Source organism: Sulfurimonas sp. RIFOXYD2_FULL_34_21 (genome assembly GCF_001830805.1).
GTDB lineage: Bacteria > Campylobacterota > Campylobacteria > Campylobacterales > Sulfurimonadaceae > Sulfurimonas.
This window is the reverse complement of the sequence record NZ_MICH01000015.1, coordinates 42,698-60,789: the sequence shown is the minus strand read 5'-3', so window position 1 is coordinate 60,789 and position 18,092 is coordinate 42,698. Positions and strand designations below refer to the sequence as shown.

18 protein-coding genes and 4 tRNA genes are annotated in these 18,092 nt (G+C 34.1%); 7 read left to right on the top strand and 15 right to left on the bottom strand.

The window, feature by feature from the left end; translation table 11 throughout:
* Positions 1-61 precede the first annotated feature (61 nt).
* Genes A2530_RS10305 through A2530_RS10295 form a run of 3 tightly spaced genes read left to right on the top strand, consistent with a single transcriptional unit; the run spans position 62 to position 1,489 of the window.
* Complete coding sequence (locus tag A2530_RS10305) at positions 62-589, top strand: FMN-binding protein (protein ID WP_294885462.1); 528 nt, start codon at positions 62-64, stop codon at positions 587-589.
* Positions 589-1,059 carry a hypothetical protein gene (locus A2530_RS10300; RefSeq protein WP_294885463.1) on the top strand — a complete coding sequence of 157 codons (471 nt, stop codon included), beginning with the start codon at positions 589-591 and terminating at the stop codon, positions 1,057-1,059. Before A2530_RS10305 ends, A2530_RS10300 begins: the two co-directional genes overlap by 1 nt.
* Positions 1,043-1,489, top strand: a complete 447-nt coding sequence (locus A2530_RS10295) for a hypothetical protein (protein ID WP_294885464.1) — start codon at positions 1,043-1,045, stop codon at positions 1,487-1,489. The genes A2530_RS10300 and A2530_RS10295 overlap by 17 nt, the downstream gene beginning before the upstream one ends.
* Here A2530_RS10295 and A2530_RS10290 read toward each other — a convergent pair.
* Together A2530_RS10290 and A2530_RS10285 are read right to left on the bottom strand one after the other, a co-directional pair.
* On the bottom strand, positions 1,418-2,407 hold the full coding sequence (locus A2530_RS10290; protein WP_294885465.1) for an FAD:protein FMN transferase: 990 nt from the start codon (positions 2,405-2,407) through the stop codon (positions 1,418-1,420). The genes A2530_RS10295 and A2530_RS10290 overlap by 72 nt on opposite strands.
* Positions 2,408-2,424: 17 nt before the next feature.
* Positions 2,425-3,453, bottom strand: coding sequence for a bifunctional 3,4-dihydroxy-2-butanone 4-phosphate synthase/GTP cyclohydrolase II (locus A2530_RS10285; protein WP_294885466.1), 1,029 nt, complete (start codon positions 3,451-3,453; stop codon positions 2,425-2,427).
* A gap of 158 nt (positions 3,454-3,611) precedes the next feature.
* On the opposite strand from A2530_RS10285, the gene A2530_RS10280 reads away from it, so the two are divergent.
* The 3 genes from A2530_RS10280 to A2530_RS10270 all read left to right on the top strand — a co-directional run bounded on the left by A2530_RS10280 (position 3,612) and on the right by A2530_RS10270 (position 3,887).
* Positions 3,612-3,688 (top strand) — tRNA-Met (locus A2530_RS10280).
* A 20-nt stretch (positions 3,689-3,708) separates the two neighbouring features.
* Positions 3,709-3,783: transfer RNA gene (locus A2530_RS10275), tRNA-Gln, on the top strand.
* 27 nt (positions 3,784-3,810) lie between these two features.
* Positions 3,811-3,887: transfer RNA gene (locus A2530_RS10270), tRNA-Met, on the top strand.
* 8 nt (positions 3,888-3,895) lie between these two features.
* Here the strand turns inward: A2530_RS10270 and A2530_RS10265 are convergent.
* From A2530_RS10265 to A2530_RS10245, 5 genes are read right to left on the bottom strand one after another with little or no spacing between them, the layout of a single operon-like run.
* Positions 3,896-4,924 carry a polysaccharide deacetylase family protein gene (locus A2530_RS10265; RefSeq protein WP_294885467.1) on the bottom strand — a complete coding sequence of 343 codons (1,029 nt, stop codon included), beginning with the start codon at positions 4,922-4,924 and terminating at the stop codon, positions 3,896-3,898.
* Positions 4,921-6,765 (bottom strand): mechanosensitive ion channel domain-containing protein, encoded by a 1,845-nt coding sequence (locus tag A2530_RS10260; RefSeq protein WP_294885468.1) that lies wholly within the window; start codon positions 6,763-6,765, stop codon positions 4,921-4,923. The genes A2530_RS10265 and A2530_RS10260 overlap by 4 nt, the downstream gene beginning before the upstream one ends.
* A 29-nt stretch (positions 6,766-6,794) precedes the next feature.
* The gene (mgtE, locus tag A2530_RS10255) at positions 6,795-8,156 is read right to left on the bottom strand and encodes a magnesium transporter (RefSeq protein ID WP_294885469.1); all 1,362 of its coding nucleotides are present in this window, start codon (positions 8,154-8,156) and stop codon (positions 6,795-6,797) included.
* Complete coding sequence (gene rimI, locus A2530_RS10250) at positions 8,153-8,590, bottom strand: ribosomal protein S18-alanine N-acetyltransferase (RefSeq protein WP_294885471.1); 438 nt, start codon at positions 8,588-8,590, stop codon at positions 8,153-8,155. Before rimI ends, mgtE begins: the two co-directional genes overlap by 4 nt.
* Complete coding sequence (locus A2530_RS10245; RefSeq protein WP_294885472.1) at positions 8,587-9,567, bottom strand: phosphatidylglycerol lysyltransferase domain-containing protein; 981 nt, start codon at positions 9,565-9,567, stop codon at positions 8,587-8,589. The genes rimI and A2530_RS10245 overlap by 4 nt, the downstream gene beginning before the upstream one ends.
* Positions 9,568-9,843: 276 nt before the next feature.
* Between A2530_RS10245 and A2530_RS10240 the strand changes: the two genes are divergently transcribed.
* Positions 9,844-9,918: transfer RNA gene (locus tag A2530_RS10240), tRNA-Gln, on the top strand.
* Positions 9,919-10,049: 131 nt separating this feature from the next.
* On the opposite strand, the gene A2530_RS10235 is transcribed toward A2530_RS10240, so the two are convergent.
* Genes A2530_RS10235 through A2530_RS10200 form a run of 8 tightly spaced genes read right to left on the bottom strand, consistent with a single transcriptional unit; the run spans position 10,050 to position 18,043 of the window.
* The gene (locus A2530_RS10235; RefSeq protein WP_294885473.1) at positions 10,050-10,553 is read right to left on the bottom strand and encodes an HIT domain-containing protein; all 504 of its coding nucleotides are present in this window, start codon (positions 10,551-10,553) and stop codon (positions 10,050-10,052) included.
* 9 nt (positions 10,554-10,562) lie between these two features.
* Complete coding sequence (locus tag A2530_RS10230) at positions 10,563-11,846, bottom strand: TRAP transporter large permease subunit (protein ID WP_294885475.1); 1,284 nt, start codon at positions 11,844-11,846, stop codon at positions 10,563-10,565.
* On the bottom strand, positions 11,843-12,328 hold the full coding sequence (locus A2530_RS10225; RefSeq protein ID WP_294885476.1) for a TRAP transporter small permease subunit: 486 nt from the start codon (positions 12,326-12,328) through the stop codon (positions 11,843-11,845). The genes A2530_RS10230 and A2530_RS10225 overlap by 4 nt, the downstream gene beginning before the upstream one ends.
* Positions 12,329-12,338: 10 nt before the next feature.
* Entirely contained in the window at positions 12,339-13,784 is a 1,446-nt protein-coding gene (locus tag A2530_RS10220) for a UDP-N-acetylmuramoyl-tripeptide--D-alanyl-D-alanine ligase (protein ID WP_294885478.1), read from the bottom strand.
* On the bottom strand, positions 13,784-14,521 hold the full coding sequence (locus tag A2530_RS10215) for an alpha/beta hydrolase (protein WP_294885480.1): 738 nt from the start codon (positions 14,519-14,521) through the stop codon (positions 13,784-13,786). Before A2530_RS10215 ends, A2530_RS10220 begins: the two co-directional genes overlap by 1 nt.
* Positions 14,521-15,558, bottom strand: coding sequence for a D-alanine--D-alanine ligase (locus tag A2530_RS10210; protein ID WP_294885482.1), 1,038 nt, complete (start codon positions 15,556-15,558; stop codon positions 14,521-14,523). Before A2530_RS10210 ends, A2530_RS10215 begins: the two co-directional genes overlap by 1 nt.
* 20 nt (positions 15,559-15,578) lie before the next feature.
* Positions 15,579-16,142, bottom strand: coding sequence for a Holliday junction branch migration protein RuvA (gene ruvA / locus A2530_RS10205; RefSeq protein WP_294885483.1), 564 nt, complete (start codon positions 16,140-16,142; stop codon positions 15,579-15,581).
* Complete coding sequence (locus tag A2530_RS10200; protein WP_294885485.1) at positions 16,139-18,043, bottom strand: flagellar assembly protein A; 1,905 nt, start codon at positions 18,041-18,043, stop codon at positions 16,139-16,141. Before A2530_RS10200 ends, ruvA begins: the two co-directional genes overlap by 4 nt.
* Positions 18,044-18,092: the final 49 nt, after the last annotated feature.

The following is an 18,092-nucleotide window of genomic DNA, read 5'->3' as shown; positions in this document are numbered from 1 at the left end:
CTTCATTGACAAAAAAAAAATTATTATATACAATCGAAAAAAATTAAGGTACGCTCAAATCATGAAACAATTTTCACTTTATCTTCTTATCCTTTTAGCATTTCCATTGAGTGCTAACATACTTACTTCGCCAATTGATGCAATGCATCAAAGTTATGGAGCAGATAGTAAGATAAGCAAAGAGAATATTATTCTAACAAGCAAAATAGCTGAAAAAATTGAACAAGACGCAAAAATAAAACTAGATGAAAAAATCATAAGAGTTTTTAAAGCATCAAAAAATGACAAAACGGTTGGATTTGGAGTATTGATAAACAGAAAAGTCCGCTCAAAAAATGGTGTAGTTCTTTACATCATATCAACTGACTCTGTTTTAAAAAGTATAGAGATAGTAGCTTTTAATGAACCTATGGAGTATATACCTTCAAAAAACTGGATGTTGCAATTTGAAAATATAAAAACAGACAACATGCTAAAGGTAGGAAAAGAGATACCTACTATTACAGGTGCTACGATGAGTGCTAGAAGTATTGTTGATGGTTCAAGACTCGCATTTGCCATATATAATGAATTACTAAAAGAGAAATAGTGCGCTTTACACTCATCAACAACATAAAGCAAGACAGTGCAATGAGGCTTATCCTCAGCGCTCTTTTAATTTTTATATCTATGTATCTAATTTCAGATATTTTTGTTAAATACTCAAGCTTCGGAATAACCGGCAGTGCCGTTAAATTAACGCTTTTTGGGAGTGAAGCGGAGTATATAGACCCGATAAGCAAAGCATCTTTTTTAGAGTTTTGGCATACGGAAATCTTTTTTATAATGATGCTTCTGCTTACTTTAAGTGCAGTTTTTGTTAGACTTGTAAAAAAGAGTATATTGGTTTTAAATATAGTAATGATTAGCGCGATAATTTCCATCATTGCTCTGGCTTTGTCATATTTTATGTCGCCGCTGTTTATAAGCATCTACATTGCAACATTTTTTTTATGGCATGCAAGCGCACTGTATATGACGCTCTATTCGCTATGGAGACTTTATGATAAAAGCGTATAAGCTCTCTATCATATACTACGTTATATTTTCATTGCTTCTTGTTTTAAGCGCTTACATGTTGTTTGATTATAAGATAGGTTTTGAGTATGAACATGTAATAAATTATTATCTTGGAAATGAAGAGCGTTTTATCCCTGCTAAAAGCTTTGGCGGTATTTTAAAGTTGATTTTACCGCATATTTTTGTATTTGGACTGTTTGGCATGGTGCTTTTGCACTTTTTAGTTTTTACAAAATTAAGGTATAAAAAAAGCACTTTAACATTAATATATCTAACTTTTATAACTGCGCTGCTTGAGGTCGCTACGCCGTTTATGATTATAAGCGGTTTTAAATTTTTTGCCTATATAAAACTTTTCTCATTTTTTCTCTTCTTGATTCTTATACTCTATACATGTTGGCTGATTTTTTACAGTATCGTGTTTGACTAGGTTTTTTGCATATTTAGATATATTGTCACTTATAACCAACTTTTTATCGCTCTGTAAGATTATATAAGCAACTCCGATTTTATCTAAAAAACCGTATGCTTTTTTAAGAGGCATAACGCTTGAAGCAGTTGCATAAGCATCCAAATCACTGCTTGAAATATCTCCGATAAGCGTTATAGATATAAATTTTGTCTGCGGTTTTTTTGTTTTTGGGTCTATGAGATGATTGTTTTTTGTAGAAATTACGTAACGATTATAATTTCCGCTCGTACTTATTCCCAAATCATCTTTTATAGTCTCAAATGACAACAAATAGTCATCTTCTGCAAAAGGATTTTGCACCTCTACTTTACATGTAGATAAACATCGTATATCTCCGCTTGCGGCTATTGTTGCATCTTTTATATTTTTTTTTCTAAAAAACTCTGCTACTTTATCTACTCCAAAACCTTTTCCCATGCCGCCCAAATCAACTTTTATACCTTTGTCTATAAAAGCCTCTTTCTCATCAAAACGTAAAGCTCTAATGCCTGTTTTTGCATCTTTTAGCTCCTGTTTGGTTGCGATTCTCTCATCTAACCCGAATCTATACAAATCTTTTGTAATAGAGCCTATCGTTATATCAAAATACCCGTCTGTTTCGTTGTAGTACTTTTTACTAAGCAAAAGTGCTTCGTAGGAGTATTTATCAAGGTTTACATGTAAGTCTTTGTTTAGTAGAAATATTTTTGCGTCAGGATTATATGAAGATAGCGACATCTCGACATTTTTCATAATCAAAAAACCGTTATTTATAATATCTGAGTTTTTGTTATCGGCTGAAATTGTCACGAATGTTGACATAATGACTTGTGTGCGAGAGAGCGCTTTGGCTTCTAAAAGCCAAAACATGGATAAAAATAAAAATAGCAGTTTCAAAAAATTTAGATATCTTGTTAAATATCTATAACTTCATTTACTTCTAAACCAAATCCGCCGAGACCTACAAACTCTGTTGTTTTTGCAGAAGTTAGAAGATTCATTTTTGAGATTTTAAAAGATTTTAGTATCTGTGCGCCGATTCCAAACTCTTTCATAGCGGCATTATCGTGATGAGTCGGTTTGTTTATAAAAATAAGCACTCCGCTGTTTTGTTTTAAATACTCTATTGAAGAGATTAGATTGTCATATTTTTTTTGATTTAAAAGAAGTTCCATATCAGGTATAACATTGTGAACTCTAACGTTTGCAATAGAAGCTACACTATGAAAAACAATTGCAGTATGCTCTATCTTGTCATGGTCTGTAAATGTATATTTTTTCACTTTTGTACCAAAAAACTCTACATCTTCACTCTCTGTCTCATTTACAAGTCTTTCATTTGCAAGACGATACTCTACAATGTCAGATATAAAAACGGTTTTAAGGTTATGTTTTTCGCCGAAAATATCCAAATCGTCACGTCTGGCCATCGTGCCGTCTTCTTTGATAATTTCACATATAACCGCCGATTCGCTAAGTCCAGCCAAACGACACAAATCGACTGAACCTTCGGTATGTCCTGTTCTTACAAGCGTTCCGCCGTCTTTTGCTATAAGAGGAAAAATATGACCCGGTTTTACAAGCTCGTCAGCATGACTGATAGGATTTGCCAAAATTTTTATAGTATCGTCTCTCTCAGACGCGGAGATACCTGTTAGCGCATTTTTAGCATCTACAGAGACCGTAAAAGCAGTTTCATAAGAAGATGTATTTGAACTAACCATAGGGTTTAAATCAAGTCTTGTTGCAATTTTTTTGCTTATAGCAACACAGATAAGTCCTCTTGCATGAGTAGCCATAAAGTTTACATGTGCTGGAGTTGAAAAAGCAGAAGCGTAAACCAAATCACCCTCGTTTTCTCTATCTTCATCATCCACCATGATGACCATACGACCTTTTTTCATCTCATCAATTGCTTCTAATACTCTTTGTGTAGGTGTCATATAAACTTCTTTATTTTAATTACGCGAATTATATATAAAAGTTGATTAATTTTAGTTCAAACTATTTTTCTAAATTTAGCCGTAATCTCCTTGACAAAGATATCTTATTTACATATAATTCCACTCCGACAAACGTATTACTTAGTTTGTCAAAACACCGCGGAATAGAGCAGTTCGGTAGCTCGTCGGGCTCATAACCCGAAGGTCATAGGTTCAAATCCTATTTCCGCAACCAATTTACTTTTTTTTAAATGATGGGGATTCGCCAAGCGGTAAGGCCTCGGCTTTTGGTGCCGACATTCATAGGTTCGAATCCTATATCCCCATCCACAAACTCCCCCTATTTTTAGGATATGTCGCGGAATAGAGCAGTTCGGTAGCTCGTCGGGCTCATAACCCGAAGGTCATAGGTTCAAATCCTATTTCCGCAACCAATCAACAACTATTTTACAATCCACAAATGACTATACCAATACCATCTATCGCCGTTTGCTTTTGCAGTACATGTATATTTATCTCTTGGTCTCTTAAGCCTATTTTTTGCAATAATATTTACCTCTGTTTTAGATATCCACTCAAGCGATAACGGCTCACCGCTAGAGAGATAGCATTGTAAGTTTTTTATAGGATTTTTTAATTCAAGAGTAAGAACGGGCGGATTTTCTGATGAGATTAAAGGCTCTTTAGGCGATACAGAGCTTATAGGAAGCGGTAAAGTCTTTAGTTTAAGTACAAAGCTATCTATATCTGCGAAAGCTTCAGCCATTGGAAATCGAGGCAAAGCTTTAGTATCACTTTGCATATCAATAGAGCCAGATGTTTGAGTAACTCCTATATATCCCAAATTTTTAATAAAATCTGATGTTTGCTCACTGTATTCGCCAAAAGGATAAGAAAAAATTTTAGGATTTTCATTTGTATCTGCGCCAAGCTCTTCATGGAGTCTCTTTTGCGCAGTTTCAATCTCATATCTGATTCTATTTTGCCACTGCTCTTTATTTTCGTTATCTTTTGGCAACATGTAATCATGACTTAGAGAATGGTTTGCGAACTCTGCACCAAAGAGCTTTATTTCACGCATCTCGTCCCAGCTCATATAGCTTTTTGATTTACTATCGATTGATGCAGTATTTACAAATATCGTAAATGGAAACTTTTTTTCTTTTAGCCTTGAAAATGCATCCGTATATATACTTTTATAGGCATCGTCTATCGTTAATGCAACAGTTTTCTCAGGAATATCCCTGCCCTCAAGCAAATAATTTACAATCTTTGATAAACTCCAAACGTTATAACCGTTTTTTTCCAAATATGCGAGATGAGCTTCAAACTGTTCTGTCCTTATGCTTGTCGATGGGTATTTTGATTCTCCAAAACGATGATACATAAAAACTGTCGCACTGCTTGAATCTGCAAATATTATCTCAACTGTAAAAATCAAAAATATTAAAATATATCTCTTAATTTTCACTCTTTAGCGCCTATTTCTAATACCTTATTTGATTTATGTTTAACATGTAAATCAAGTTGCGGAAACGGTATCTCTATACCATATTTGTTGAGTGAATTATAAATCAAAATTAAAAAATCTGATTTTAGCGAGTTAGGACGAAGTTTACTATCCCACTCTACCCATACAAGCAGCTCAAAGTCCAATCTGCTGTTGTTCATGCCTATCATCCAAATCTCCGGTTCTTTGGTGCTATCGTCATTTATATAGGTTAATTTACTCTCTTTTAACTCATTTATTATAATTTGTTTAACGTAATCTACATCCGTTCCATATGCTACACCAAAAGGGATATGGAGCCTTCTTGAAGGATCTTCTAGCGTCCAATTAATTACATTGTTTTGTATAAAAGAGGAGTTTGGAATTACTATATCAATATTGTCAAATGTTTTTATGGTCGTAGAACGAATACGCATGTCTGTAACCCTTCCGCGCAGTTTATCGCTTATCTCTATCATATCCCCTATTCTAATAGTGCGTTCAAACATCAATATAACGCCGGCTATAAAATTTGAAACTACCGTCTGAAGCCCAAAACCGATACCGATAGATAAAGCACCTGCAATCATAGAGATAGAGGTCATATCTATCCCCAAACTGCCTATTGCAATAACAAACGAAATTGTTACAATCATGTAGTAGCCGATATTTGAAGCGAGTCTTATTGACATCTGGCTCATATCAGGCCACTTTCTTGATATACGGGCTATCCAGCGTTTATAAAAAATACCTGCAAAAAACCCGAAAATCACTAGTACAATAGCTTTAATTAGACTTATCAAACTTATTGGTTGCTCATTAAAAACAAATATAGCAGAGACAAAATAGCTTTGTATCTGTGTAAAAATACCCTTTATTTCGTGAAGAGTCGATCCAAAAAATAGTTTTGTAGTACCAAATACTCCTTTTGCAATTTCACGAAGAATATTTAACTCCTCTTTATGAACAAAACGATGTTCTAAAGTAATTTCATCAATGTTGAACTCAATCTCACTAATTTTTTGAAAAAAAGGTTTATTTTTTTTCTCTTTTAACATACATAAAGATTGCTCTATTTTATAAACTACTTTTTTATTTATCAACTCTTGATATTGCGTCTCTGCACTATCAAGTTTCTTTTGTGTCTGTTCAACTTTAGTACTATCTTCTATAAGCGCTTTTTCCAAATTTATCTGCAAAGCTACTTTTTGTGAAGATAGCACATTAATATCTTTGTCGTTTAGTTTGAGTTTTTCATCGATACTGCCTATTTTGTCACACTCAATCAAACCAAGAGTACTAAAGAGCATCTTTTTTATCTCTTGCTCATGTGCTTGCAATAGTTTAATTTTTGCTTCTATATTTTTTTCTTGAAGTTTATAGTAAGCATATTGCAGTTGATAAGAGAAGAGTTTAGGCTTCTCCTCTTCGATAATGTTTGTTATAGCTTGTTTTAAAAATAGTGATTTAGAATTAATAGTATTTAAAATTTTACGATTTTCATTCTGTTTAACATGTAGTAATGCGGCAAAATTTACAGCACTGTAATAGTTATCCAAAGTCAAAGATTTGTTAGACAAAGATTCTAAATCATACTTGTCAATTTGAATATCTTGTGAAGCGGCACTACGTACTCTTTGCAGATATAATCTTTCCTCTTTTAATATTTCTACGGTTTTTTTCTTACCCTTTTCATCGGCAGATATCTGATTTTGTATCTCTTGATAATAGCTCTCTTTTTGTCCGTCTTCATATAACTTTGTATCTACGTCCGCTGAAAAGGAGATAGTGACTATAAGAAGTATAAATATCAATATTTTCATATATTTTTTTCCTTTAGATAGCTTTTTTGCTATATCAAAATTATACTCGCTAATCCGAGAAAACTAAAAAATCCTACTATATCCGTTACGGTAGTTAGCAAAACAGAAGAACCGACAGCCGGATCAATATCTGCTTTTTGCAATAACAGCGGTATTAATGAACCAAAAAAACCGGCAGAAATAAGATTTATAATCATAGAAGCTCCTATTACGACTCCAAGCATCGGCATCGAAAACCATATCCAAGCTATAATTCCCATAGCAACCGCAAAGATAGTTCCGTTCATAAGAGATAAATAGACCTCTTTTTTTATAGTTTTTTTAGCATCATCACTGTTAATCTCTCCTAGAGCCATCTGTCTTACCGTTACCGTTAAAGTTTGCGTTCCTGCATTTCCGCCCATTGAAGCTACTATGGGCATTAAAACGGCAAGTGCTACAAGCGACTGCAGCGTAGTATCAAAAAGTCCGATAACAATAGAAGCGGCAATAGCCGTAAAAAGATTTATTGCAAGCCAAAATGCACGGTGCTTTCCGATGTGCAAAAGAGACTCCTCTTGTTCTGCTTCATCATTAACTCCGGCAAGGTTATAAAGCTGTCCTGTCGCGCGTTCTTCGATAATATCGTATATATCATCCGATGTAATACGACCTAAAAGTTTCCCTTTTGAATCAACAACAGGAATAACACCCATATCGTAATTTGATGCAACCTCTACTACATCATGTATATCATCCAAAACATTAACCGAAATGGTGTTTATGCCCTCTTCTACAAGCTCTTCATAATTTACGTTTGGACCAAGAAGAATTAAATCTTCTAAAGGTATAGAACCCAAAAATTCATTTTCTCTGGTAATTACATAAACTTGATAAACGCTATCTACCTCTTTTTTTGCTTTTTGACGTTTTAATCTTCTAATAGAATCCCCTACTTCTTCATCTATAAAAGCAGAAAAAAGCTCGGTTTGCATATATGAACCGGCTTCATAATCGCCATACGAGATAAGTGACTCTATATTTTGACGATCTTCATGCGCCAAACTTTGAAGAACCTCTTCCGCGACATCTTCATCAACATCTTCAATGTTACGAATTAGCTCCGCCGCATCATCCGTGTCAAGATTATTGGTTAAATCTGCAAGTTCGTTAGGAGTAAAATGCTCAACAATCTCCTCATGACAATGACGAGGTAGTTCAATCATAACAAGAGCTTTAAGCTCCTCTGGAAATTTTGCCAACTCTTGCAGATAAATTTTCTCATCATACTCACGTAACTCAAGCAAAAGTTCTGCAATGTCATAGGGATGGACATTGGCATCAAATCCCTCTATATACTTTTTTATCTCATTGTCAAGTTCGTGAATTAATTCTTGTAATGATAATTTCATTTATATTCCAATTCCATAAGATAGGCATCACAGCCGTCTTTATAAAAAGCTCTAAGCTCTTTAACTACTTTAAAACCAGCTTTTTTGTATAGCGCTATTGCTACTTTATTATCGGTACGTACTTCAAGCAAAAGTTGCTTAAAACCTAAAGAAATTAACTCTTTGGATGTCACTTCAAGCAACTTTTGTGAAATTTTTCTGCCGCGATAAATCTCTTTTACCCCGATAGAGTATAACTTTGCTTTTGTACGTTTTATAAGTACCAATAAATATCCGACTACTTTGCCCTCAATCTCTGCCACATAAATCAGATTGTTACGTACATGATATATAAAAGAACCCCTTGAGAGTGGATAATTATCTATCGTAAAGAGTTCTTGCTCTAATGTATAAAGCAAAGAGACATCTGATGATATAGCTTTTCTAATTGTCATTTTTGATAAATTGTATATTTTGGAACCAGTTTGAAAGGTCTATAGGACATTTTCACTTTACGAAGATTTTCAAAGCCCATATCATCGCCGACATTTATATACGCAACACCATAGTGTTCTTTTAGCATTTTAGAAAACTCTCTAAAAATAAACTGCGCACATCCCAAAACTTCAAAATCTGTTTTTTCTATAATAACCGTTGCCGTATCTTTGCTTATACGCTCGCCTACGGTAAAACCTTTTAACTCGCCGTTTATATAGATAACAAGACCTAAAAGAGAGAGAGCTTCATAATGTTTTAGCATCTGTTTTACGGCATGTCTCTCTTGATGAATACCCTCTAGGAAAACTTCTGCTTCTTCTTTTGGCATATACCTAACTCTATCGGATACCCATTTGTTAAAAAGATGCACAATCTCATCTTTATGTTTAACACTGTCTAAAGGCTCAATTACATAATCAGAATATGATTTTATAAATTTATTTATCTCAGTTCTTTTTGTGTGATAACTGTTTCCGCGAAGTTCTATAAGAGCATCTACCTCATAAACATAATCAACCAATTTTTTCTCAACTATATATGATTCAAGCATCTCAAACATACTTTGCGCTTCATCAGCACTCTGAACAAACTCTTCTAACATTGATGATTGCACATAGTCTATACGTGAATAGTATGGCGAGCTGTTATTTGAGTTCATTATCTCAAAACATTTTATAATTGCGTCATTTATATGCTTTTTCTTTCCTAAAGGCGGCAACAGCATTGTGAGTTCACCGCCCGTCATAACAAATAGACAGAAACATTTATTTATAATTGCATAAAACCCGCTGCTGTTTGCAAGCCAAATAAAATTTGCGGCAAAAGTATAGTCGCTTAAATCTACTTCCAATTTTGAAAGATATTTTTCCATCACGGGTTTTGAGGCTATCGCAAATCGTTTTAATTTATGTTTGTTAACTGTTAAACTGCCCATTTTAATCCTTAATAATTTTAAATATAAATGCAACTATACATCTTTTTTTTACTTTTTCGGCAACTATTTTTTAGCACCCCTAAAACAACATATTATAGGGATTTTTTCACAAATATTTTACTATTTTGACTATCTTTTTAAAATATTTAGAAAATAAAAAATCATAGACCAAATTAAGGCTAATATAAGGTGACACTCTTTATAATTCCACCCGTTATATTTATTATAACTAAAAGAAGTATTATTTAATTAAACTATCTTTTTTCTACAACTTACTGGGGATTCGCCAAGCGGTAAGGCCTCGGCTTTTGGTGCCGACATTCATAGGTTCGAATCCTATATCCCCATCCATTTTTAAAATCTCTTACAATGAAAGTCTTTATTATGGAAACGCAAATAGATATGCTTACTTTATCCATTAGAACTACTATTTTTGTCTCAATTGCATTATTATTTTTTTTCGTACTTAAATCTAAAAAAAACTAGCTTTTTACTTCAGTAACATAAACTTCAATTAGACTTTTAATCTTTTTATACACTTTTTCAAAATCAGTTGAATAAACTCTATTGTTTGCTACTGATGTCATAAAATTGGTATCTTTTTCCCAACGTGGAACTAAATGCAAGTGAATATGCTCGGCAATCCCTGCCCCGCCTGCATGTCCTAGATTCATTCCGATATTTACGCCCTTAGCACCAAACCCATCTTTTAAAAGCCTAACACCTTTTTGAGCAAGAGCACTCATGTGCAACCAAATTTTACTGTCTAGTTCTTCAAGTTTATCGGTATGCACATGAGGAATTATCATAAAATGCCCCGGTGTATATGGATAGCGATTCATTACCATAAAGCAATACTCATCTCTATAAAGTACATGTAACTCTTCATCCATATCATGTGAGCTAATATGACAAAAAACGCAACCTTTTATCTCTTTATCGTTTATATACTCATCACGCCACGGTGCGTATAAAATATCTTTCATGACTTACTCCTATAAAAACGCGAATACTAGATTTGGAAACATTATAACCAAACATAATGCTAGAAATTGAAGCAAAATAAAAGGAATAATTCCCCTATACATATCCATAGTCTTTATGCTATCTCCGGCTGCTCCTTTTAGAAAAAAGAGTGACAAACCAAAAGGAGGTGTTAAAAAAGAGGCTTGCAAATTTAGTGCTATTAAGATTCCAAACCAAACAGGGTCTATACCAAAAGCATTCATAACGGGAACTAAAATAGGAACAACGATAAAAGATATCTCTATAAAATCTATAAAAAAACCAAGGATAAAGATACTAACCATTGCTACTGCTATAAAAACCCAAACATCGCCTATATCTTCACTAAAAAATTCTAATATTAAGTCACTGCCGCCAAGCTCGTTAAATACAAGCGAAAAAGCGGTTGCACCTATTAAAATCATAAATATCATACCTGTTAGTTTAACACTTTCAAGTGTTGCATACTTTAACATGTCAAAATTTAGCGACTTGTTTAACAACGAGAGTAAAATAGCACCGACAACACCAAATGCCGCCGATTCCGTAGGAGATGCTACTCCTATAAAAATGCTTCCTAAAACAAAAATAATTAAAAGAAGAGGCGGAACTATGGCAAAAATAGCCTCTTTTAAACTTATATTTTTTGTACCTAAAGGTATCGGTGCAACTTCTGGTTTAAAATAGGATAGAATTAAAATATAGATTATGTAAAGCGCGACCAAAACAAGTCCCGGTAAAACAGCACCCATAAAAAGCTCACCGACACTCACACTCATAACATCGCCCAAAATTATGAGTATTATAGACGGCGGAATAATCTGCCCTAATGTTCCCGAAGCCGCAATAGTTCCGCTAGCCAAGCCTTTGTCATATCCGGCTTTTAACATCAAAGGAAGCGCTATAACGCTCATCATGACAACCGAAGCAGAAACTATCCCCGTAGAAGCGGCAAGCATAGCACCTACTAAAACAACACTAACCGCCAAACCGCCTCTAACACTACGGAACATAGAACTCATAGCAATCAAAAGCTTCTCTGCCATAAGAGACTTTTCAAGTACTAAACCCATCGCTATAAATAGAGGAACAGCCATCAAAGTCGTATTTGACATAATTCCGTAGATACGAAACGGAAGAATTGAAAAAACATCAAAACCGAGTTCAGGAATGATAAAAGCAAAGGCAATAGCAACGCTTCCAAAAACAAAAGCAACGGGAATACCGACTAAAAGCAGTGCTAAAACAACCCCAAACATAAAAAGAGCAATCATAATGCTCTCCACATGTCAAAATTGTTTTTGGCGTCTTTAGCAGCCTGAAGTGATAAAAACAAAAATGAGAGCGGCATAAGAGATTTAACTAAAAATCTATACTCCAAACCTCCTGGATTTGATGAACACTCATTTTGGACGAAGCTTAAGCTTACAAAATCTATCCCTATATAGATAATTAAAAAAGAGAAAGGCAAAATAAAAAAGAGTGAAGATATCATATTTACAAGAGCTTTCTTTTTATCACTAAATGAGGCGTAAAATATATCTACTCTTACATGTGCATTTTCTCTTAGAGTATATGCAATTGCAAAAAGAATTATAAGATCAAAAAGGTGCCACTCAAGTTCTTGAAGTGCTGTTGAACCCTCAGAAAAAAGGTATCTTGCCGTCGCGTCATAAACTACCAACAAAACCAAAATTGCTAATATAAAAGCTGTAAAATAGCCGAGATATTTTATGGTTTTGTCTATAAATCTCATTTAATTAAACTTATATAAAATTCGGTGCATCATTTGCAAAAAGTATAATATCTCCGGCTTTTGTCTGAATTCCAAGCACATCGGTAAGTGCAGATTTATCAGCAAGCATAATTTTATTTTTAACATTTAGATTTTTATCAAACAGCTCTGCATTTAATGCGCCTGTGACAATTACAATATCAAAAACATCATTAATAGCTTTAATCAGCTTCAAATTAAGCTCATCACTGCTTTCAACAAGTCCCGGTGTGACAATAACTTTTCTGCCCTCGTGAAGCGAACAGAGTCTTACGGCTTCAAGCATTCCGTCTATGTTGCCGTTGTATCCGTCATCAAGGATAATTTTTCCGCCTGCCGTTATCTTTTGAAGTCTATGCTCAACAGGCGTAAGTCTGCCGACAGCTTTTATTATCTCTTCATCGCTCATACCAAAAGCTTTAGCTATTCTAACTGCTACGGCAATATTCATAGTTTGGAACGAACCTAAGATATTTGTATGTAAAGACAAAATATTGTCATTGATTTTTAATTCAAAATTAGTCCCGTCTAAATTGGCATCTATATTTTGCACTTCATCCCCAAAAAATGTGACTTTATCGTGAGGCTCATCAGTAACCGAGGTGTGAATAAAAGCACGTTCTAGCTTTGGAGACTGCATGATTTCGAGCTTCGTTGCGATAATATTTTTTAAACTTTTAAAGTACTCTACATGTGCGAGTCCTACTTTGCCGACAACAACGCTCTGAGGCTCTAAAAAAGTTGTGATTTCATAAATATCGCCGCTCTCTCTAGCACCTGCCTCGCAGATGTAAATCTCGGTATCAAGGGGTAGTGATTCGTTTACGTCTTTGATAATTCCGCCAATTGTATTTACGCTTCTAGGAGTTGCATAGACTTTGTACTTTTTGCTTAAAATTTCACGCACAAAATTTTTAATACTTGTCTTACCGTAACTTCCGGTAATTGTCACTATCTGCAGTTTGTTCATATTTTTTAGCTTTTTTTTAGCCTCTTTTTTAAATGCTGCAAATAAAAATTTCTCTATCACAACACTGCCGACATAAGCTACTGCTAAAGGCATAAAAACACCGTAAATCTCACACGCGTCTTTTATAGTACAAAGAATATCTTGAAAGAGAGTCAGCGAAACTAAAAGAATCAAAAATCGTTTTACTCTCCATGTCAAGACAAGTTTTTTATCAAGATTTTTGTACCAAATAAAAATAGCAGGCAATACGGCAAAAATAAAAAAGATGATAAAAAATTCACCCGTCATGTAGTAAGCCCCAAAGGGTATCAAGAAATAGATAATATGCCAATGAGGCTTATGATGTTTTAAAACAACGCGCGAGAGTTTATAGTCATACCATTGAAGATTTGTTATCAGGTACCACCCTAAAACAGTGACAAACAATATATTTGTAACAAATGCTACAAGTATTTCATAGTTTTGCATTATTTATGCTCCAGTGTTTTTAAAAAAGTTTTTTCTATATTCTCTGATACATCTTTGGCATGATTTAAAAAAAAGTAGTGATCCCCAGCATAAACCATAAGCTTAGAGTCTTTTATAAGCTTTTCAATTTTTACGGCACTGCCAAGCGGCGTTGCGGTATCATCTCTACCCCAGCATAAAAGAGCTTTTCCGCTATAGTTTGAGAATTCATCAGACAAATCTTCATCAACTACGTTTTTAAAAGTTTGATACATCGGCTCGCTTAGCTTTTTTGCATCTTGTGCTACAAAAAATTCTCTAAATTTTGCCAATCCAAATGTTTTTAAAATTTTAAAGAGTGCTATTTTTGCTCTTATTTTTAGTGATTTTGGCATATAGATACCCGCACTTGCAACCAGAACAAGCACCTTCGGCTCAAGCAAAAGTGCGACTTTTCCCCCAAAAGAGTGACCCAGAACTATATCTTTAGACGCATTTAGATGAATCATAAGAAGTTCAACTATTCTTGCATAATCTTTTGTATAAAGCGCTAAGTTACATGTAGAGTTGCCAAACCCAGGCAAATCAATATAGATATGACGAAAACCATCCATAAAAGGCGAAAATGCTTTTTTCATTAACCCTTTGTTGCTACCCCAGCCGTGCAAAATAATCAAATCAACTTTTGCATCAGGATTTATAATCTCATAGCTAATATCTAAAGTATGCTGATTAAACTGAATCGACTTTACAGCCATTACTTACCTTTGGCTTTAGAAATAGAGTGAATATACTCATAATTTATTTTTGCTCTTTTTGCATGAGGAAGTGAGTTTGCCAAAAGTTCTAAAGAGTCTTTAAAATCCTCAAAAAGATAATTCGCCATAGACCCCGGAATCGGGTTTATCTCATTTAAATACACTTCGCCATCAACGACAAAAAAGTCGCATCTAATAAGCGCTCCCTCAAATAGATTTTTATAAATCTTCTCAAAATTAGCTTTTAGTCTTGACTCTAAATCTTTTGATATATCAGCTTTTAAAACCTGCTCACTTCTTGAAAAATCCATATATTTTTTCTCAAAATCCAAAAACTCCTCTTTATGAGGCTCCTCTACAATTGAAAAATTAATTTTCCCGTTCGCCCAAAATCCTGCAAGGTTATACTCTTTTACACTTTGTAAAAACGGCTCTACTATAACACTGCTATCAAATTCAAATGCGCTGTCTAGTGCATAGTCAAGTTCACTCTCCTCTTTGACTATACTAACTCCTATTGAGCTTCCAAGACGAGACGGCTTTACTATGAGCGGATAAGGAATTTTTATATTATTATGCTCTTTTACGCTTAACTCTTCATGCTTTAGACATTTTACGCCTCTTGCATTGCAAAGCCATTTTGTATATCTTTTATCATAAGAAAATACGCTTGCATCAATTCTAGGACCTATATATTTGATAGAAAAAAAGTCTAAAAGTGCAGCTATACTTCCATCTTCTCCGTCTGCTCCGTGAATCAGATTTAAAAACATACCGCCATGATCACGAGAACTAAAGAGTCCTTTTTGAACAAAAGCTCCAAGCGAAAGAGATAACTTTGGCATCTTTTTGTATTCGCCTTTTGAAAAGGTAAGAGCTTTCATTTTTGAAGCATCGACTAAATAAAATTGATGATCTTGATCACAAAAAATAAAACTCAAATCAAAACCTGATAACTTTTGTTTTAAAGTAATAGCACTTACAATACTGATTTCGTGCTCAAAACTAGCACCGCCGAATAAAATAGTTAATTTCAATATATATTTCCTTGATTAAATTAAATTGTTTGTAGAAGCTTTAGAGCCTCTTTTACTAGCGAAGCGGTATCACTTCCGCTACATGAACTCAGCGCTTTTGATATCTTCTCTTTTTTAAATCCTAAGGATTCCAATGCCTCGCCTGCTTGAGTAAATGCCAAATTTTTAGGTTCGCTTGATAAGATAAGCTCAGCATCAAATCCGCTAAGTTCTACTAGTATGCGTCCTGCATTTTTGGGACCTATTCCCGGAACTTTTTTAACGCCGTTTATGTCTTTATTGTTTATTATAAGTGCAAACTGTTCAGGCGTATATGTAGAACAGATTGCCATTGCGACCTTTGGACCGACTCCGTTTATTTTTATAAGACGCTCAAAAAGTTTTTTCTCACCTATCTCTAAAAACCCGTAAAGTAGCTGTGCATCCTCTCTAATTACATGTGAAGTAAAAAGTTTTACCTTATCATTTCCTATTGCCGAAAAACTCTGAAGCGATATAAAAACTTCATAAACTATACCACTTACATCTACATGTACAAATGCCGGCTCTTTATGTACTACAACTCCTCTTAGCCCTACTATCACTCATTTACCGCCTGAATTTCATATGTTCCGTTATCCTGTTCTACAACACGAAATATCATATCAGTCGAACCCTCTTTAGGTTTAAAACTCAGTTCAATGCGCGGCTCAATAAGCTTAAATATCAATTCATTATGTCCAAACCATCTGTCTCTGTTGATAATTCTTGCATTTTCAATACTGTCTTGGAAGGATGCGACCTTGCTAGTCAAAAGAGTCAATTTGTCATTTTTGACATTGTACTCTTTTGTTATTGCTTCTAAATGTTCCTGTGCTTTTTGAAACTGTTTATATTTTGTAACAAAAGAGAGAGGCATTTTTATACCGTTCTTTTTATAATGCATCAACCTTTTTTTCACTTCGTTGAATGATGCAGTATTATCTTTAACAAGCTTTATATACTTTTCAACCTCTTTTTTTATCTCATTGACACTAAGTCTAAGCTCTTTAATTTCACTTTGATTCTCACCGAATCCATCTTTTTTATCGTCTTGAATTAACGGGTCTATAGTAAAAACATTTTCACTTCCTTGAAGTTTATGAATCTCAATCAATCTTGAAGCGGTTGCCTTTACATACGAGACACATATACCTATATCTATCTCTTTTGCTCTAATATGACCGCCGATTGCTTGAGAAATTTCTACTTTTTTGCCTTGAACATTTCCTTGCTCGAGTCGTGCAATTTTTACATGTTCGCCAGAAGCATTGCCCTTGTGTATATTTATCGTCAAATCATCTGCTTTTATCTGAGAAGTTTTATGCGTTTGACCCTCTACTGTAGCTCTTCTTGCATGTACTTTAGAGTTTGGTCCTACGTTTCCTTTTATATCTATTTCACTAACTTCAACTTCCATACCGCTTCCGATAGCATCTTTTTGTGAATCATTCTCTTTTACGTTTAAGGAGACATCCGAATCCAAACCTGTAGAGATAGAACCTGTAGTTTTGAAACTAACTTCTCCTACATCCATATCCGATTTTACCATATATGTCTTTCCGTCTTGACTTATATAGCCGCTTGCTTTTGCACGATAAAGTATATTTTCTTTGCTATCTACTGCTTCTATCGTACTATCAAGAGTAAAATCGGGTGCATGACTAACCAAAGGCTCAGTAGGTTCTATAAATTCACCTCGGCAATTTCTACCAGGTTTTCCCTTTTTGGGTTTAATATACTCCATCAATATATCGCCGTCTAAAACACTATGAATAAAACCTCGCTTAGAGTAGTCTATCTTCTCATTTTCAGATATAAGGTTCTCTTTGTCATAGTGCACTATAAGTTCATCATTTATTGTGGGCGTAGGTTCATATGCCTCGGCTATAAGTATAATTTGATTTTTATCATATCTTATATTTCCATCTACTTTTGCTATTGCGGAGATTCTAGAGATAATATCAGGAACCATTTCATCAAAGATATTTACCAATATTCCGGCTCTGATTTTGCTTTTATTTAAGTAGTTTAAAAAATCTTCTTCAATTTTCGGACTAACAACTACCTCAGAACCTGCTTTTATGCTTAAATAAACTTTACATTTTGTTGAGTTTGCTCCGACTGCCGCATGAAAATTTTTAAATACATTATTATCATCTTTGGAGTATATCTCAACTTCATATATCTGTTTTAGCTGAAAATTTTTATTTAGTATAGCGGTAGCATCATCTAACTGATGAAGTTCATCAGGAGTTATCTCTTCCCAATCAGATTCAATATTGTCTTTATTGAGTCTTTTATATGTTTGTACTTCAAAAATATCAAAATCTAAACTGTTTGCATTCACGCCGTTCTTTTTTGCTAAATCCATTAACTCTTTAGCAACATTTTGCGTTTTAACTACTGTAGGACGAATTTTTTTTGCTGATTGTTCTGTATCATTGCTTGATCCAAATAATGCCATAATTTTCTATCCAAAATTAAATTTTTAAAAATTAAACTCTACATTTTAA